Origin of the sequence: Bradyrhizobium daqingense (genome assembly GCF_021044685.1) — a bacterium.
GTDB lineage: Bacteria > Pseudomonadota > Alphaproteobacteria > Rhizobiales > Xanthobacteraceae > Bradyrhizobium > Bradyrhizobium daqingense.
On sequence record NZ_CP088014.1, the window covers coordinates 5497611 to 5512773 of the forward strand.

At 66.5% G+C, this 15163-nt stretch carries 12 protein-coding genes; 3 read left to right on the forward strand and 9 right to left on the reverse strand.

Going from position 1 to position 15163, the window contains the following annotated elements; genetic code table 11:
- Positions 1-9: 9 nt before the first annotated feature.
- From frr to LPJ38_RS26055, 8 genes are all read right to left on the reverse strand, one after another.
- Positions 10-573: a ribosome recycling factor gene (frr, locus tag LPJ38_RS26020; protein ID WP_008547512.1), complete on the reverse strand. Its 564-nt coding sequence runs from the start codon at positions 571-573 to the stop codon at positions 10-12.
- A gap of 69 nt (positions 574-642) precedes the next feature.
- Positions 643-1359, reverse strand: coding sequence for a UMP kinase (gene pyrH, locus LPJ38_RS26025; protein WP_145641187.1), 717 nt, complete (start codon positions 1357-1359; stop codon positions 643-645).
- Between the two features lie 58 nt (positions 1360-1417).
- Positions 1418-2341: a translation elongation factor Ts gene (tsf, locus tag LPJ38_RS26030; protein ID WP_145641189.1), complete on the reverse strand. Its 924-nt coding sequence runs from the start codon at positions 2339-2341 to the stop codon at positions 1418-1420.
- Positions 2342-2474: 133 nt separating this feature from the next.
- Positions 2475-3470 carry a 30S ribosomal protein S2 gene (locus tag LPJ38_RS26035; RefSeq protein ID WP_042336442.1) on the reverse strand — a complete coding sequence of 332 codons (996 nt, stop codon included), beginning with the start codon at positions 3468-3470 and terminating at the stop codon, positions 2475-2477.
- Between the two features lie 195 nt (positions 3471-3665).
- Positions 3666-6404, reverse strand: coding sequence for a caspase family protein (locus tag LPJ38_RS26040; protein ID WP_145641191.1), 2739 nt, complete (start codon positions 6402-6404; stop codon positions 3666-3668).
- A 203-nt stretch (positions 6405-6607) separates the two neighbouring features.
- A complete protein-coding gene (locus LPJ38_RS26045; protein WP_145641193.1) occupies positions 6608-7351 on the reverse strand; it encodes a carbonic anhydrase in 744 nt (247 codons plus the stop codon).
- A gap of 132 nt (positions 7352-7483) precedes the next feature.
- A complete protein-coding gene (dnaE, locus tag LPJ38_RS26050; protein ID WP_145641323.1) occupies positions 7484-10987 on the reverse strand; it encodes a DNA polymerase III subunit alpha in 3504 nt (1167 codons plus the stop codon).
- Between the two features lie 503 nt (positions 10988-11490).
- Positions 11491-12213 carry an outer membrane protein gene (locus tag LPJ38_RS26055; protein WP_145641195.1) on the reverse strand — a complete coding sequence of 241 codons (723 nt, stop codon included), beginning with the start codon at positions 12211-12213 and terminating at the stop codon, positions 11491-11493.
- Between the two features lie 253 nt (positions 12214-12466).
- Between LPJ38_RS26055 and LPJ38_RS26060 the strand changes: the two genes are divergently transcribed.
- The 3 genes from LPJ38_RS26060 to LPJ38_RS26070 all read left to right on the forward strand — a co-directional run bounded on the left by LPJ38_RS26060 (position 12467) and on the right by LPJ38_RS26070 (position 14501).
- On the forward strand, positions 12467-12775 hold the full coding sequence (locus LPJ38_RS26060) for a DUF3551 domain-containing protein (RefSeq protein ID WP_145641197.1): 309 nt from the start codon (positions 12467-12469) through the stop codon (positions 12773-12775).
- 1 nt (position 12776) lies between these two features.
- On the forward strand, positions 12777-13022 hold the full coding sequence (locus LPJ38_RS26065; protein WP_145641199.1) for a DUF3551 domain-containing protein: 246 nt from the start codon (positions 12777-12779) through the stop codon (positions 13020-13022).
- A gap of 156 nt (positions 13023-13178) precedes the next feature.
- On the forward strand, positions 13179-14501 hold the full coding sequence (locus tag LPJ38_RS26070; RefSeq protein WP_167520724.1) for an MFS transporter: 1323 nt from the start codon (positions 13179-13181) through the stop codon (positions 14499-14501).
- Between the two features lie 19 nt (positions 14502-14520).
- On the opposite strand, the gene LPJ38_RS26075 is transcribed toward LPJ38_RS26070, so the two are convergent.
- On the reverse strand, positions 14521-15159 hold the full coding sequence (locus LPJ38_RS26075) for an HD domain-containing protein (protein ID WP_145641204.1): 639 nt from the start codon (positions 15157-15159) through the stop codon (positions 14521-14523).
- Between the last annotated feature and the right edge of the window lie 4 nt (positions 15160-15163).

Genomic DNA, 15163 nt, shown 5'->3' on the forward strand with positions numbered 1-15163 from the left:
GGCGATGCCTTAAACCGTGAGGATTTCTTTTTCCTTGGCAGCCAGCAGCTGGTCGATCTCGGCGATGGTGCCGTCGGTCGCCTTCTGCACCTCGTCGGCGTGACGCTTCTGGTCGTCCTCCGACATCTCGTGATTCTTCTCGAGTTTCTTGAGCACGTCGAGACCGTCGCGGCGCACATGGCGCGCGGCGACCTTGGCGGCTTCGGCGTATTTGTGCGCGACCTTCACCAGCTCCTTGCGCCGCTCTTCGTTGAGCTCGGGAATGCGCAGGCGCAGCACCTGGCCCTCGGTCGCGGGAGACAGGCCGAGATTGGAATCGACGATCGCCTTCTCGACGGCCTTGACCATCGACTTGTCCCAGACCTGCACCGAGATCAGGCGCGGCTCCGGCACGCTGACGGTGGCAAGCTGGTTGAGCGGCATGTGGCTGCCATAGGCGTCGACCTGGACCGGATCGAGCATCGAGGCCGAGGCGCGGCCCGTGCGCAGGCCGCCAAGCTCGTGCTTGAGCGACTGGACGGCGCCTTGCATGCGGCGCTTCACTTCGTTGAGGTCGAAACTACCCGTGGCCATCACGTTTCTCCTTCAAAATCCCGGCGATCTCTCTGCGCCCTCCCTTTTTTGGAGCGCGACGACGAGACATCAGCCGGCGACAATGGTTCCGTGGCCGGTGCCACGCAGAATCGCACCGATCGACCCCGGCTGCGCGATCGAGAATACGATGATAGGCAGCGACGTCTCGCGGGCAAGCGCGAAGGCGGTCGCATCCATCACCTTGTAGCCGCCCTCGATCGCCTGCGAATGCGTCAGGCGGTCGAAACGAGTGGCGGTCGGGTCCTTCTTGGGGTCGGCCGAGTAGACGCCGTCGACATTGGTCGCCTTCAGCACCGCCTGGGCGCCGATTTCGGCGGCGCGCAGCACCGCGGTCGTGTCGGTGGTGAAGAACGGATTGCCGGTTCCGCCCCCCAGCAGCACGATCCGGCCCTCGGCGAGGTATTTGTGCGCCGCGGTGCGGGTGAACAGCTCGGAGATCTCCGGCATGACGAAGGCCGACAGCGTGCGCGCCGGCGTGCCCTTGCGCTCGATCGCCGCCTCCAGCGCGAGGCAGTTCATCATGGTGGCGAGCATGCCCATGGTGTCACCGGTCGGCCGCGACACGCCGCGGGCGGAAACCTCGACGCCGCGCACGATGTTGCCGCCACCGATCACGACCGCAACCTCGGTGCCGAGCTTGCGGGCGGCGATCAGATCGTCCGCAACCCGGTCGACGGTCGGCTGGTCGATACCAAAGCCCTGCTGTCCCGCGAGATATTCGCCGGACAGCTTGATCACGACGCGACGATAGACCGGATCAGTCATGAGCACCTTCCTTGTCCGGGCGCCGCTTCCGGCGGCGCCGGAAGGAACGTTCCGGCGCTTACTTCTTGCCGCTGGCCGCCGCGACCTCGGCTGCGAAGTCGCTTTCCTGCTTCTCGATTCCCTCGCCGAGAGCATAGCGCACAAAGCCGGCGATCTTCACGGGGCCGCCGACCTTGCCTTCGGCTTCCTTCACCGCCTGCGCCACCGACTTGCCGGTGTCGTGGATGAAGGCCTGCTCGAGCAGGCAGACTTCCTTGTAGTAGGTCTTGAGGCCGGACTCGACGATCTTCTCGATCACGTTCTCGGGCTTGCCCTGCTGGCGGTATTTGTCGGCGAGCACGTCCTTCTCGCGCTTGACCACGGCCGGGTCGAGGCCCGACGGGTCGAGCGCCAGCGGGTTGGCGGCGGCGACATGCATTGCGATCTGGCGACCGAGCGCTGCGAGCTCGTCGGCCTTGCCCGGCGATTCCAGCGCCACGATCACGCCCATCTTGCCGGCGCCGTCGATGACGGCTCCGTGGACGTAGTGCGAGACCACGCCCTGGCTTACCTCGAGCTGGGCGGCCCGGCGCAGCGTCATGTTCTCGCCAATGGTGGCAATCGCATCATTAATCGCGGTTTCGATCGTGACGTCGCCGACCTTGGCAGCCTTGATCTTCTCGACATCGGCGCCGACGTCGAACGCGACCTGGGCGATCATCTTGACGAGGCCCTGGAACTGGCCGTTGCGCGCCACGAAGTCGGTCTCGGAGTTGACCTCGACCACGACGCCCTTGGTGCCCTTGGTCAGCGCGCCGATCAGGCCCTCGGCAGCGACTCGGCCAGACTTCTTGGCGGCCTTCGACAGGCCCTTCTTGCGCAGCCAGTCCTGCGCCGCTTCCATGTTGCCGTCGTTTTCGGTGAGCGCGGCCTTGCAGTCCATCATGCCCGCGCCGGTCGACTCGCGCAGGTCCTTGACCATCGCAGCAGTGATCGTTGCCATCGTTGAATATCCTTTGTGCCTGCCGGTTTGCCGCGACGCGGCATCGAAGCGCCCCGCCGCGGTCCATCTCAGGAATTCGCGTCAACTGAAGTGGTGGCCGGATCCTATCCGGCCAACCCATCGCTCTTTTTGACTATTCCGCTTCCGCGGTCAGCGCCTTGGCCTTGGCCACCCAGGCGTCCGCACGGCTCGGCAGACCGACTTCTTCGCCGATCGTGTGCGCGGTGTCGTGGTCGAGCTCGGCGAGCTGCCAATAGTGGAAGATGCCGAGGTCGTTGAACTTCTTCTCGATCGCACCCGACACGCCCGGCAACTTCTTGAGGTCGTCGGCGGTGCCGCGAGGACCCGCAAGGCCCTGGAAACCGCTCGAGGATGCAGCCGGCAGCTCTTCGGCGAGCGGCTTGGCCGACGCGCCGATATCGATGCCCGAATCGCCCTGGGCGCGCGAGATGCCGTCGATCGCCGCACGCGCGATCAAGTCGCAATAAAGCGAGATGGCGCGGCCGGCGTCGTCATTGCCCGGCACCACATAGGTGATGCCCTTGGGATCCGAATTCGTATCGACGATCGCGGCGACCGGGATGTTGAGGCGCTGGGCCTCCTGGATCGCGATGTCTTCCTTGTTGGTGTCGATCACGAAGATCAGGTCGGGCAGACCGCCCATGTCCTTGATGCCGCCGAGCGAGCGATCGAGCTTGTCGCGCTCGCGCTGAAGCGTCAGACGCTCCTTCTTCGTGTAGGAATTGGCTTCGCCGCCCGAGAGCACGTCGTCGAGATGACGCAGGCGCTTGATCGAGGCCGAGATGGTCTTCCAGTTGGTCAGCGTGCCGCCGAGCCAGCGCGAATTGACGAAGTACTGCGCGCAGCGCTTGGCCGCATCGGCAACGCCGTCCTGCGCCTGGCGCTTGGTGCCGACGAACAGGATGCGGCCGCCCTTGGCAACCGTGTCGCTGACGGCCTGAAGGGCCTGGTGCAGCATCGGCACGGTCTGGGCGAGGTCGACGATGTGGATGTTGTTGCGGGTACCGAAAATGAACGGAGCCATTTTCGGATTCCAGCGGTGGGACTGGTGACCAAAGTGAACGCCAGCTTCGAGCAGCTGACGCATGGTGAAATCGGGTAGCGCCATCGTTCTAATTCTCCGGTTGGTTCCTCCGGAAACGTGTGAGCAAAACGGAGCGTTCTCGCCCCGGTTGCCACCGGACGGCCTTGTGAGCCATGTTTCCGTGTGAGATGGCGCGCTATATAGCGCCATTTCGGCCAGAAGCAAGGAAATAAGGGGCCCTTCCCGGGCACCCGGAAGCTTTCGTCGCTTGCCGGCGCCCTAGCATTTCTGGCCGGGCGGGCAAACCTTCGGCGGCGGTCCGGCCGGCCGTGGCGGCGGATGATGTGGTGCTGGCGCTGGCCGCGGCGGCGCCGCGACCATGGGAGGCGGTGCTGCACGCGCTACCGGAGGTGGCGGCGGCGGTGCCGGCCTTGCCACCGGTGGCGGAGGCGGCGCCGGCCGCGCCATCGGAGGCGGCGGAGCGGGCCGGGCCATGGGCGGCGGCGGTGTCGGTCGTGCGACGGCCACCGGTGGAGGCGCCGCACGCGGCGGCGGAGGTGGTGCGACCCGTGGCGGTGGCGGAGCTGTCGGCCTGGCCAGAGCCTGAGGATTCACCGGCGGCGCGGGCTTGGCGGCTTGCGGCGGCGGAACCGCCCGACGATCCTGAACCGTTGACGGCTCGCGCGCTGCCACCGGCGGCGGTGGAGGCGTCGCGGGCCTGACCGCGCTCGGAACACCCGGTCTGCCAGCGGCACTCGGGGGCGGCAAAACGCCCGGCTGAGGGCCGGTCGGCCTGCCGCGCGGGTCCGTCGCGGACGGAGGCAATGCCCCCGGCCTGGGCAGCCCCGCGGACGGCGGCGTCGGACCTCCGCGAGCGGGCGGCTGGTTGGGCGCCGTCGCGGTTGCCGCGTTCGGCTGCGCGGGTTGGATGTTGCCGGCGGGTGGCGTGGTGGTCGCGACGGGCTTGCCCTGCGATGGGGCCATGCCTGGCGCGCGCCCTGCTCCAGCCGGAGCCGGCGGTCCGCCAGGGGTCCCGGGCACCGGCAGCGTATTAGCCTGCGCCGGCGCGTTAGCCTGCGGCGGCGCCGTAGCCTGCGGCGGTGTGCTGGCCTGTGGCGGCTTGGCCGCCCCCGGTGCTTGCGGGCTCGCAGCCGCGTTGCCAGCGGGAGCCGTCGCGGTCGGACCTGTGTTCGGCGTGATAGCCCCGGGCGCCACCCCTGCTGCGGCCGGTGGCGCACCGGGAGCCCCCGGCGCCGGCGGCGTGTTGGCCTGCGGCACCGTATTCGCCTGCGGCGGCGTATTGGCCTGCGGCAGCTTGGCCCCAGCGGGCGGCTGCGCTGTTGTCGCGGGGGCGACATTGGCCGGAGCCGGTGCCGCGATACCTGGCCTTGCCATCGGCTGGATCGTCGCGCTTGGCGGCATCGGCGCCTTGCCTTGCTGGATCAGCGCGGCGCGCTGAACCACGGCCTGCGGCACCGCCGGACCTGCCGGGTTGGCGCGCCCGGCGACGGCAGGCGCCAGATTGGCCGGTCCGGTCCCCGCGCCCGCCCCCGCAGGCGGTGGCGGCGGCGGCCGGTTGATCACGGTGTTGATGACCGTGGTGTTGTGGATGTTCTGGTAAATGATGTTGTTCGGCGGCGGCGCGACATAGACCGGCGGCCTGACGAACACTGGAATCGGCACGAACACCGGCTGCGGCAGCACGAATAGGCCGACCACGGGCAGCGGCGGCGGCAGCACGACGAAATCCGGCGGCGGCGGCGGCAGATAGTAGACCGGCGGCGGTGGCGGCGGCGCGAAGCCGAAATCGGGGTCGCTGAAATACAGCACGGGACGATCGACATAGACCACCTCCTCGGGCGGCGGTGGCGGCACGTCGTAATCGATCATCGCGAAGGTCGGCGGCGGCTCGGGCGGCGCGGTGAGGATCGCAAGACGCCGGCGCGCGTCGGCCGCATGTGGCCCGCGCGGATAGCGGCGCAGATACGACCAATAGGCCTCCGGCGTGTCGGTGCGATAGGTCCGCCGCCAGGTGATCGCCTCGCGCCGCGCCGCCACGATCGCCCTCACGCGCTTGGCGAGCGGATCACTCGGGTAGGTCACGAGGAATTCCTCATAGCCCGCCAGCGTGTCGCGCTCGAGCGCGGCGGCATAGGCATCCTGCACACCGAGATCGCGGATCGGCTTGTTGCGCATCGCGGCAACCTGGTCGGAGCCGGCCTCCGGCGGAGGCGCGTCGGGCCCACGCTCGAAGAACGAGAATTGCGCGGCGATCTTCTGCTCGTTCCAGGGCACTTGTGCGCCCTTGGAGGCTTCGTTGACGCGCAGGCGGACGCGGTCGAACACCTCGGCCAGCGGCAGGCCGCCGGTGCGGATCATCTCGGCGAGCGACTGCGCATAGATGCCGTAGGGGCCCGGCTCCTCCGGCGCCACCGTGCCGGGCGCCGCGTTGAAGGCGATCAGCATGTTCGCCTCGGGCTCGACCAGCGCAAGGCCGCTGGCGATCGGCTGACCGCCCTCGATGAAGGGCTGCGCACGAGCCGCATCGAGCACGACGATGTTGGCCTTGAGCGGAATCGCTGCCAGCTGGCGCACATAGTCGCTGACGCGCAGGGCCTCGGTCGGAATGTCGGTGTCCCGGCTGATATTGGAATCAACCGGGACGAAATAGTTCTCGCCGGCGAGCTGCACGCCATAGCCGGCGAGATAAATCATCGCGACGGTGCCCGGGCCGGATGCCTGGGCCTTCTGGATGAAGTCGCGCAAGCTCTTGCGCAGCGTGTCGCCGTCGAGATCGCGCGCGCCGACGACGTCGAAGCCCGCCGCCTGCAGCGTCTGCGCGATCAGGCCGGCATCGTTGGCGGTGGTCGCCAGCGGCGACTTGGCATAGGCGCCGTTGCCGACCACGAGCGCGATGCGCTTCTCCTGCTGCTGCGCGCTTGCGGGCCCCGGCATCATGCCCGCAACCAGCGGGATCGCCAGAAGAAGGCCGAAGAAAGCTCCGAAGGTCCCGCGCATCGCCTGCTCGCCCGCCAATAAGGTTCAAACGCCACCGCACATCTGACGCGCGGCCGGCTGAACGGCGCTTGAACGAAAGGCTCGGATTGAGGCGGCGAAATGGCGCGGCTGGCCCGAGGGCGGCTGCGCTTCTGAAGATGGCCCGGCGGCCGGCCCCTGCTGGAAAGAGGCGCGACCACCGGCTCCATGTTCCGAAGGCGGGCTCAGCCCTGGGCAAGCAACTCGACGGTCCCTGTGCTCAGCCGATAGATGCCGCCGACCACCTTGAGCTTGCCCTGCTCGACCGCAGCGTTGAGGATCGGAGCAGCCGATTTCAGCTTGGCAACGTTGTCGATGACGTTCTGACGGATGGCGTTGTCAAGCGCGTTCCCACTCTGCTGAGCCGCGGTCTTCACCGCCGGCGCGAGCGCGGACACCAGCGTGGGGATATGCCCCGGCAGCGGCTTGTCGTCCTTCAGCGACTTGATGGTCGCGTCGACGGCGCCGCAGCTGTCGTGCCCGAGCACCAGGATCAAGGGCGTGCCGAGCACGGCGACGGTGTACTCCATGCTCGCGATCGTCTCATCGCCGGCAAAGTTTCCGGCGACGCGGCACACGAACAAGTCGCCGCGCCCGCTGTCGAAGGCGTATTCGGGCGCGATACGCGAATCCGCGCAGCTCAGAACGGCCGCGAAAGGATTCTGACCGCCGACCAGAGCCTCGCGCTCATTCTTGAAGTCGTGGCGACGCGACACGCCGGCCACGTAGCGCGCATTGCCCTCTATCAGGCGCTTGAGAGCGGCATCGGGCGACAGCACGTTCTGCGGCTTCGGCGGCGCCTTCGCCTCCTTGGCCGGCGCGGATCCGCCAAGCGCCGCCACTCCGAACGCCGAAGCGGCAAGAAGCATCATGGAGCGCCGCGAAGAAGTGAGTGGTTGACGCAGAATGTCAGAGCATCTGTCGCACATGGGTGTGGTTCTCCCTGGCTTCACGTCCAACGAGTTACTTGACACGACAACTGATAGCTGCGCTCTACGGACTTCGAAACCAGGCGCGGATCAAATAGTTAAGCCTTGGTTTGCAGCGGTGTGGGCGTACCGTCAGACCTGCTGCACGTCCACCACGCCGGCGACCGCCTTGATTGCGCCGGCGATCTGCGGCGAGACCTTGAAGCGGCCGGGCAGCTTCATCTCCACCTCGGTCTCGAGGTCGAGCATCATCACCAGTGAGACCTCGCCGTCGCCATTGGAGCGCGGCGCGATGGCCGGGCTGCCGATTTTCGGCGCGGCACCGTTCGCGGCGGCGATCTCGGGACCGGCGAGACGCTTGGCGATCGATTCCAGCGGCTTGGTGTCGCGAAGGAAGATGCGGAGGCCCTTCTGCGTCTTGGCGGCGGCGTCATCGAGCGGCTCGGCATGCAGCACGCGGGCGCGCACGTCCTCGCCCTGGAGCTCGGCGCCGAGCTGGAGCAGCACGGCAGCCCCCGGCTCCAGCACGTCGCGATATTGCGCAAGGCCCTCGGAGAACAGCACGGCCTCGAAGTGGCCCGTCGGATCGGACAGCCCCATGATGCCCATCTTGTTGCCGGTCTTGGTGCGCCGCTCCATGCGCGAGACGACGGTGGCCGCGACCTTGCCGGCGGTGGCGCCGGTCTTCACCGCGCGCGAGAACTCGGCCCATGACTGCACCCGCAGGCGCTTGAGCACGGTGGCGTAATCGTCGAGCGGATGTCCCGACAGGAAGAAGCCGATCGCATCGTATTCGCGGCGCAGCCGCTCGGCCGGCAGCCATGGCTCGATCTGCGGCAGCATGATGCTCGGCGCGTCGGCCGATGAGCCGAACATGTCGTTCTGACCGATGGTCTCGGCCTGATGCGCGCGCTGGCAGGCGGCCAGGATAGAATCCGCGCCGGCGAAGACACGCGCCCGGTTCGGCTCCAGCGTGTCGAAGGCGCCGGCGGCGGCAAAGCTCTCGATGATGCGTTTGTTGATCGCGCGCGGATTGACCCGCGCGGCGAAGTCGGCGAGCGAGGTGAACAATCCCCTGTTGTTGCGCTCCTCGATGATCTGGTCGATCGCCTGGATGCCGACGCCCTTGAGCGCGGCGAGCGCGTAATAGATCGTCTTGTCGCCGACCTCGAAGGTCGCGCCCGAGCGATTGATGTTCGGCGGCTCGACCTTGATGCCGAGGCGCTGCGCCTCGGAGCGGAATTCGGACAGCTTGTCGGTATTGTTGAGATCGAGTGTCATCGACGCCGCGATGAACTCCACCGGATAATGCGCCTTCATGTAGGCGGTGTGGTAGGACACCAGCGCATAGGCCGCCGCGTGGCTCTTGTTGAAGCCGTAATCGGCGAACTTGGCCAACAGCTCGAAGATAGTCTCGGCCTGGCCCTTCGGCACGCCGTTCTTCACCGCGCCCGCGACGAAGATGTCGCGCTGCTTGTCCATCTCGGCACGGATCTTCTTGCCCATGGCGCGGCGCAAGAGGTCGGCGTCGCCAAGCGAATAGCCCGACATCACCTGCGCGATCTGCATCACCTGTTCCTGGTAGATGATGACGCCGAAGGTCTCCTTGAGGATCGGCTCCAGCACCGGATGCAGATATTCCGGCTCCTCGTCGCCGTGCTTGCGCGCGCAATAGGTCGGGATGTTCGCCATCGGGCCCGGGCGATAGAGCGCGACCAGCGCGATGATATCCTCGAAACGGTCAGGGCGCATGTCGACCAGCGCGCGCCGCATGCCCTGGCTTTCCACCTGGAACACGCCGACCACCTCGCCCCGCGCCAGCATCTGGTAGCTCTCGGCATCGTCGATCGGCAGCGTGGCGAGATCGACATGGATGTCGCGCGGCTTGAGCAACTTGCAGGCAACGTCGAGCACCGTCAGCGTCTTCAGGCCGAGGAAGTCGAATTTGACGAGGCCAGCCGGCTCGACCCATTTCATGTTGAACTGGGTCACCGGCATGTCCGACTTCGGATCGCGGTACATTGGCACGAGTTCGCTCAAGGGGCGATCGCCGATGACGATGCCGGCCGCGTGCGTCGAGGCGTGGCGGGTCAGGCCTTCGAGGCGCTGGGCGATGTCGAAGGCGCGCGCCACCACCGGATCTTCGTCGCGGAACGCCTGCAGCTTCGGCTCGCTCTCGATCGCGGCGGCCAGCGTCACCGGCGCGGCCGGGTTCTGCGGCACCAGCTTGGTCAGCTTGTCGACCTGGCCATAGGGCATCTGCAGCACGCGGCCGACGTCGCGCAGCACGCCGCGCGCCTGCAGCGTTCCGAAGGTGATGATCTGCGCGACCTGGTCGCGGCCATAGCGCTCCTGGACGTATTTGATCACCTCGCCGCGGCGGTCCTGGCAGAAGTCGATGTCGAAGTCCGGCATCGAGACGCGCTCGGGATTGAGGAAGCGCTCGAACAGCAGGCCGAACTTGATCGGGTCGAGATCGGTGATGGTCAGCGCCCAGGCGACCAGCGAGCCTGCGCCCGAGCCGCGGCCCGGCCCGACCGGGATGCCGTGCGCCTTCGCCCATTTGATGAAGTCGGACACGATCAGGAAGTAGCCCGCGTACTTCATGCGCATGATGACGTCGAGCTCGAACGCCAGGCGCTTGTTGTAATCCTCTTCCGTGGTGCCCTGCGACAGGCCGTGCACGCGCAGGCGGTTGGCGAGTCCCTCCTCCGCCTGCCGCTTCAGCTCCGCAGCCTCGACCGCGGCGGCATCCGAGCTTGCGGCAGCACCGACCGTGAAGAACGGCAGGATCGGCTTGCGCGTCATCGGGCGGAACGAGCAGCGCTCGGCAATCTCCACCGTCGAGGCCAGCGCCTCCGGAATGTCGGCGAACAACACCGCCATCTCGGCGCGGGTCTTGAAGCGGTGATCGGGGGTGAGCTGCTCGCGGTCGGTCTCGGCGATCAGCCGGCCACCGGCGATGCAGAGCAGCGCGTCATGCGCCTCGTAATCGTCGGTCGCGGCGAAATAAGGCTCGTTGGTCGCGACCAGCGGCAGGCCCTTGGCATAGGCGATGTCGATCAGGCCGCTCTCGATGCGCCGCTCCTTGTCGGTGTTGTGGCGCTGCAATTCGACGTAGAGGCGGTCGCCGAACAGGCCAGCGAGGCGCTCGCAGCGCAACGCGGCAATTTCGGCCTGCCCGGTGGCGAGCGCCAGCGAGACCGGACCGTCCGGACCGCCGGTGAGCGCGATCAGGCCCTCGGTCTCGCCGTCGAGCCAGTCGAACTTGATGTGGGGGGCGTGGGTATCGGGCGTCTCCAGGAACGCCCGCGAGTTCAGCCGCATCAGGCTGCGGTAGCCGCGCTCCTGCGCTGCCAGCAGCACCACGCGCGAGGGCCCGAGCGCGTTGCGCGCATTCGGATCCTGGTCGCCGAAATCGATCGCGAGCTCGCAGCCGACGATCGGCTGGATACCGGACCCCGCCATCTTGTCGGAGAACTCCAGCGCACCGAACATGTTGTCGGTATCGGTCAGCGCCAGGGCCGGCTGGTGGTCCTTCTTCGCAAGCTCGGCGAGCTTGGCGATCTTGATCGAGCCCTTGAGCAGCGAATAGGCCGAGTGAACGTGAAGGTGGACAAATCCGGCGCTCGGCATGGTCGCGTGACGGCCTCTTGCAGATGAGATGGAGCGGTCGCCGGCTCCAGGGGACATGGTGAGCATCCCCGCACCTGCCCGGCCGACTCGCCTCACGATGGTGAGGCGTCACTGCCCCAGAGTCCACCCGGAACGGCCGATCAGCCGCGTCGTCCCGCTTTTCCCCAACCCGGCACCTCGACGAGGGCTCCGATTGGGACTTGGCCATCGGTTTACGGAACCGCTGCTCAGAGCTGCGGAATCACCTGGGCCCAGATCGCGATCATTCCGACGAACAGCGTGATCGACGCCAGAGCAGCTGCCTCTTCCACGAAAATCTTGAACATGGTCTCGCGCTCCCTTTGCTAGAACGTATGAAGAACATTGTTCTCATTTCGTTCTCGGGAGTCAAGCGATCTCGACCTTTCCGGAGAAAGATGGTTAAGCCTCTGAACCGGACAATAAAAAAAGCCCCGGCGCAAGGCCGGGGCTTTCGATGGCAGCTTCCAGAGAAGCGGTACGTCTTAGTAGCGGCCGATCATCGGGCCGCCGAACTTGTAGTTCAACCGGACGAGGCCCATGTCGACGTCCTGGCGGATGCGCTCGGTACCTGCGAAGCCGGCGAAGGTCACGTCCTTGTCGGCGAGGAAGATGTGGTTGTACTCGACGCCCACCGACCAGTTCGGGGCGAAACCGAACTCGAGGCCAGCGCCGACCGTGCCACCCCAACGGGTGTCGCTGGTCGAGGCGAGCAGCGGACCGCCGAGACCATAGATCTCGTACTTGTTGCTGACCACAGCCGCACCGCCCTTGACGTAGAGCAGGACGTTGTTCCAGGCGTAGCCCACTTGACCGGTGATCAGACCGAACGCGTCGACTTTGGTGCGGTTGCGGGTGGCGAACAGCGCGCTGACGTTGTCGCCAGAGAAGTCGGCCCAGTTGCCTTGACCTTCCACGCCGAACACGAACTGACCCGACTGCCAGCGGTAACCGATCTGACCACCGACCGTGGCTCCGGTCGCATCGTGCGAACCTTCGCGACCAAGGCCAACGAAATCCCAAGTCGCGTGCGACGAACCACCACCGGCGTTGGCGCCGATGTAGAAGCCGCTCCAGTCGTAGACCGCCGCGATCGCCGCAGGCGGCGCCTTCGTGTACGGCCGCGCCGCGAGGTCAGCAGCCAGCGCTGGCGCAGCCGCGCTCAGCGCGACGAGGCTGACAGCGGCAAGCAACAAATTCTTCTTCATCTGATTCCCGTTCCAGTTTCTTCAGTAGGCCCCCGGGCCGTGGTGCCGTCATAACAGCGCTCGACGGAATTGCTGTAACCTCGACGCAACAGTTGAAGCCAAAGGGCCGCGCTTCATTAACGAACGTTTAGCAGAGCGCGCCCGAAACCCTTTGAAACAAGTGTTTTCAGCAATTCCAATGTTGCCGACACGAGATAAACTGCAGGGGCGCGTAACGACGCCGCGCGCACATTCGCGTGATTGGAGAAATGAGATGCGTGAACGGAATACCCTCCCCATTGTCGCCACATTTTCGCTCGCGCTCGCCACAATTGCGTTCGCACTCAGCGCAAGCTCGCCGGCGCAGGCATTCGGCACGCGTCATCCGTTCTGCCTCACCGGCGATGAATGGCCTGGGCTGAGCAATTGCAGGTTCGATACCTACGCACAGTGTCAGGCCAGCGCGTCGGGTCGCGCGCTGACCTGCATCGCCAATCCCTTCTTCGCCGGCGAGAGCGACGATCCCTATGCCTATCCGAATCGTCCGCGCGCGCAGACGCCCGGCTATTTCCTGCCGCGCTGAGATGCGCCTCACACAGTGCGCGCTCATCGTCATTGGCCTGCTGCTCGCAGGCGGGGCCGTGCACGCGCAGACCTATGATCCAAGCTACCCCGTCTGCATGCAGATCTACGGCCCCGTCGGCTATTTCGATTGCCGTTACGGTTCGCTGGCACAATGCAAATACCTCGCCGTCGGCCGTTCGGCGAGTTGCGTCGTGAACCCGTATTTTGCACAGGCGAAGCCCCCTCGACGATCGAAGCATCGATGAGGGCTGGCACATGCGGGATGCTGATATGCAGCCCGCCTGACATCGCGGCTTCCTGTTGACGCTGGCTGATCCGGGTTTAAGTACCGTCGAACAAATCTTGCAGGGATGGCGACGTTCGCTGGGCTGGTTCCCTTTGACGCCATCAATGCAGGACACATGACGATCTCGCATCAAGCGACCTCGACCCGCGCGGGTTCAACCGCAGCCTCGGCGCCCCCTCACCTCGCCATCGTCCTCGTCTCGCTCGCGATGGGAGGCTTTGCGATCGGAACCACCGAATTCGCATCGATGAGCCTGCTGCCGTTCTTTGCCGCCGACCTCGGCATCGACGAGCCGACGGCGGGCCACGCGATCAGCGCCTATGCGCTTGGCGTCGTGCTGGGCGCACCGCTGATCGCCGTGCTCGGCGCGCGGTTCGCGCGGCGCACGCAGCTGCTGGCGCTGATGGCCGTGTTCGCACTCGGCAATGCGCTCACGGCGTTGGCGCCGGGCTACGGCTCGATGATCGCGGCCCGCTTTCTCTCCGGATTGCCCCACGGCGCCTATTTCGGCATCGCCGCGCTGGTCGCCGCCTCGCTCGTTCCGCAACATCGCCGCTCGCAGGCGGTCGGACAAGTCGTGCTCGGCCTGACCTCTGCCACCATCATCGGCGTGCCCCTGGCCAATCTGATCGGACAGGCGGTCGGCTGGCGCGCGAGTTTTGGCCTCGTGTCGGTGCTGGCGCTGCTCACGATTTTGCTGTGCGCCCTGTTCGCGCCGCGCGACCGGGCCGGCAGCTCCGATCCGCTCCGCGAGCTCGGCGCGCTCAGAAGCGGCCGCGTCTGGATCACGCTGGCGATCGGCGCCATCGGCTTCGGCGGCATGTTCGCCATCTACACCTATCTCGCGACCACGCTGATCGAGGTCACCAAGGTCAGCCCCACGGTCATCCCGTTCTTCCTCGCCGTGTTCGGCATCGGCGCCACGCTCGGCAATCTGGTCGTGCCGCGCTTCGCCGACCGCGCGCTGATGCCGACGGCGGGCGTCATCCTGCTATTCGCCGCCGTCGCACTCCTGCTGTTTCCGCTCGCCGCCGGCAATCCCTGGCTGCTCGCGGCGGACGTGTTCGCGATCGGCGCTAGCGTCTCGCTCGGCGCCATCCTGCAGACGCGGCTGATGGACGTCGCGGGAGATGCGCAGGCGCTCGCCGCCGCGCTGAACCATTCGGCCTTCAACACCGCCAATGCGCTCGGCCCGTTCCTCGGCGGCCTCGCCATTCGCGAGGGGCTGGGCTGGACCTCCACCGGTCCCGTCGGCGCCGGGCTCGCGCTGCTCGGCTTCCTGATCTGGATCGTCGCCTGGCGTGACGCCAGCCCAAGGTCGATCGGGTTCACGTCGCGCCGCGATGCTGCGTCGCCGACGAACGCTCCGGCTGGACCGGCGCCGCCGCTGGCGCCGGATCATAGCCGTTCAGATGCAGCGAGCGATCCGGTGGCGTAGCGCCCCTGAGGAAGCCCGCTCAGCTCTGCCAGGGCGTGTTGCGGATGCGCGCACACGCATTTGGCTTGCGGAACGTGGGATCGTGATCCTCGATGTAATCGAAATTGACGGTCCCGAATGTCGTCTGTGGTTTCTTCAAGGCCGAGCAGGTCTGCACCTTCAGGAATTCGTTCTTGAAGTCACCGCGCGGAAAAGCGGAGGTCACCTGCTCGCGCTGTTCGGGCGTATAATCGTCGAACCCGACGCCTACGACATCCACCAGAACGCCTGCGTTGGTGAGCGCGATCTCCGGTCTCATATATTGCGGAATACCGGGCGTGGTGTGCAGCGCGATCGCCTCCCACACCAGGTCGGCTTGCGGCTGGGCAATGCCGCGCGCCCGCAGAAAGTCGCGCGCGGCGTCGGCGCCGTCGACCTCAAATCGCTTGGTCTCGGTGTGGTAGTGATCGACGAGGCCGAGGTCGTGAAACAACGCCGCGACGTACAACAGCTCCGGATCGAACTTCAGCTTCTGGCGCAGCCCCTTGATCGCGCCGAACACATAGACGCGAACTGAATGGTTGAACAGCATCTCGTCTTCGTATTGGCGCACGAGCTCGGTGGCCTCACGCGCGAGTTGGCTGTCGGGAATCTTGACGCCGGAAATCACGCTCGTCATTTTC

Coding starts and splice junctions, on each gene's coding strand:
- frr (WP_008547512.1), bottom strand. CDS start 573: ATGGCCACGGGTAGTTTCGACCTCAACGAAGTGAAGCGCCGCATGCAA.
- pyrH (WP_145641187.1), bottom strand. CDS start 1,359: ATGACTGATCCGGTCTATCGTCGCGTCGTGATCAAGCTGTCCGGCGAA.
- tsf (WP_145641189.1), bottom strand. CDS start 2,341: ATGGCAACGATCACTGCTGCGATGGTCAAGGACCTGCGCGAGTCGACC.
- LPJ38_RS26035 (WP_042336442.1), bottom strand. CDS start 3,470: ATGGCGCTACCCGATTTCACCATGCGTCAGCTGCTCGAAGCTGGCGTT.
- LPJ38_RS26040 (WP_145641191.1), bottom strand. CDS start 6,404: ATGCGCGGGACCTTCGGAGCTTTCTTCGGCCTTCTTCTGGCGATCCCG.
- LPJ38_RS26045 (WP_145641193.1), bottom strand. CDS start 7,351: ATGTGCGACAGATGCTCTGACATTCTGCGTCAACCACTCACTTCTTCG.
- dnaE (WP_145641323.1), bottom strand. CDS start 10,987: ATGCCGAGCGCCGGATTTGTCCACCTTCACGTTCACTCGGCCTATTCG.
- LPJ38_RS26055 (WP_145641195.1), bottom strand. CDS start 12,213: ATGAAGAAGAATTTGTTGCTTGCCGCTGTCAGCCTCGTCGCGCTGAGC.
- LPJ38_RS26060 (WP_145641197.1), top strand. CDS start 12,467: ATGCGTGAACGGAATACCCTCCCCATTGTCGCCACATTTTCGCTCGCG.
- LPJ38_RS26065 (WP_145641199.1), top strand. CDS start 12,777: ATGCGCCTCACACAGTGCGCGCTCATCGTCATTGGCCTGCTGCTCGCA.
- LPJ38_RS26070 (WP_167520724.1), top strand. CDS start 13,179: ATGACGATCTCGCATCAAGCGACCTCGACCCGCGCGGGTTCAACCGCA.
- LPJ38_RS26075 (WP_145641204.1), bottom strand. CDS start 15,159: ATGACGAGCGTGATTTCCGGCGTCAAGATTCCCGACAGCCAACTCGCG.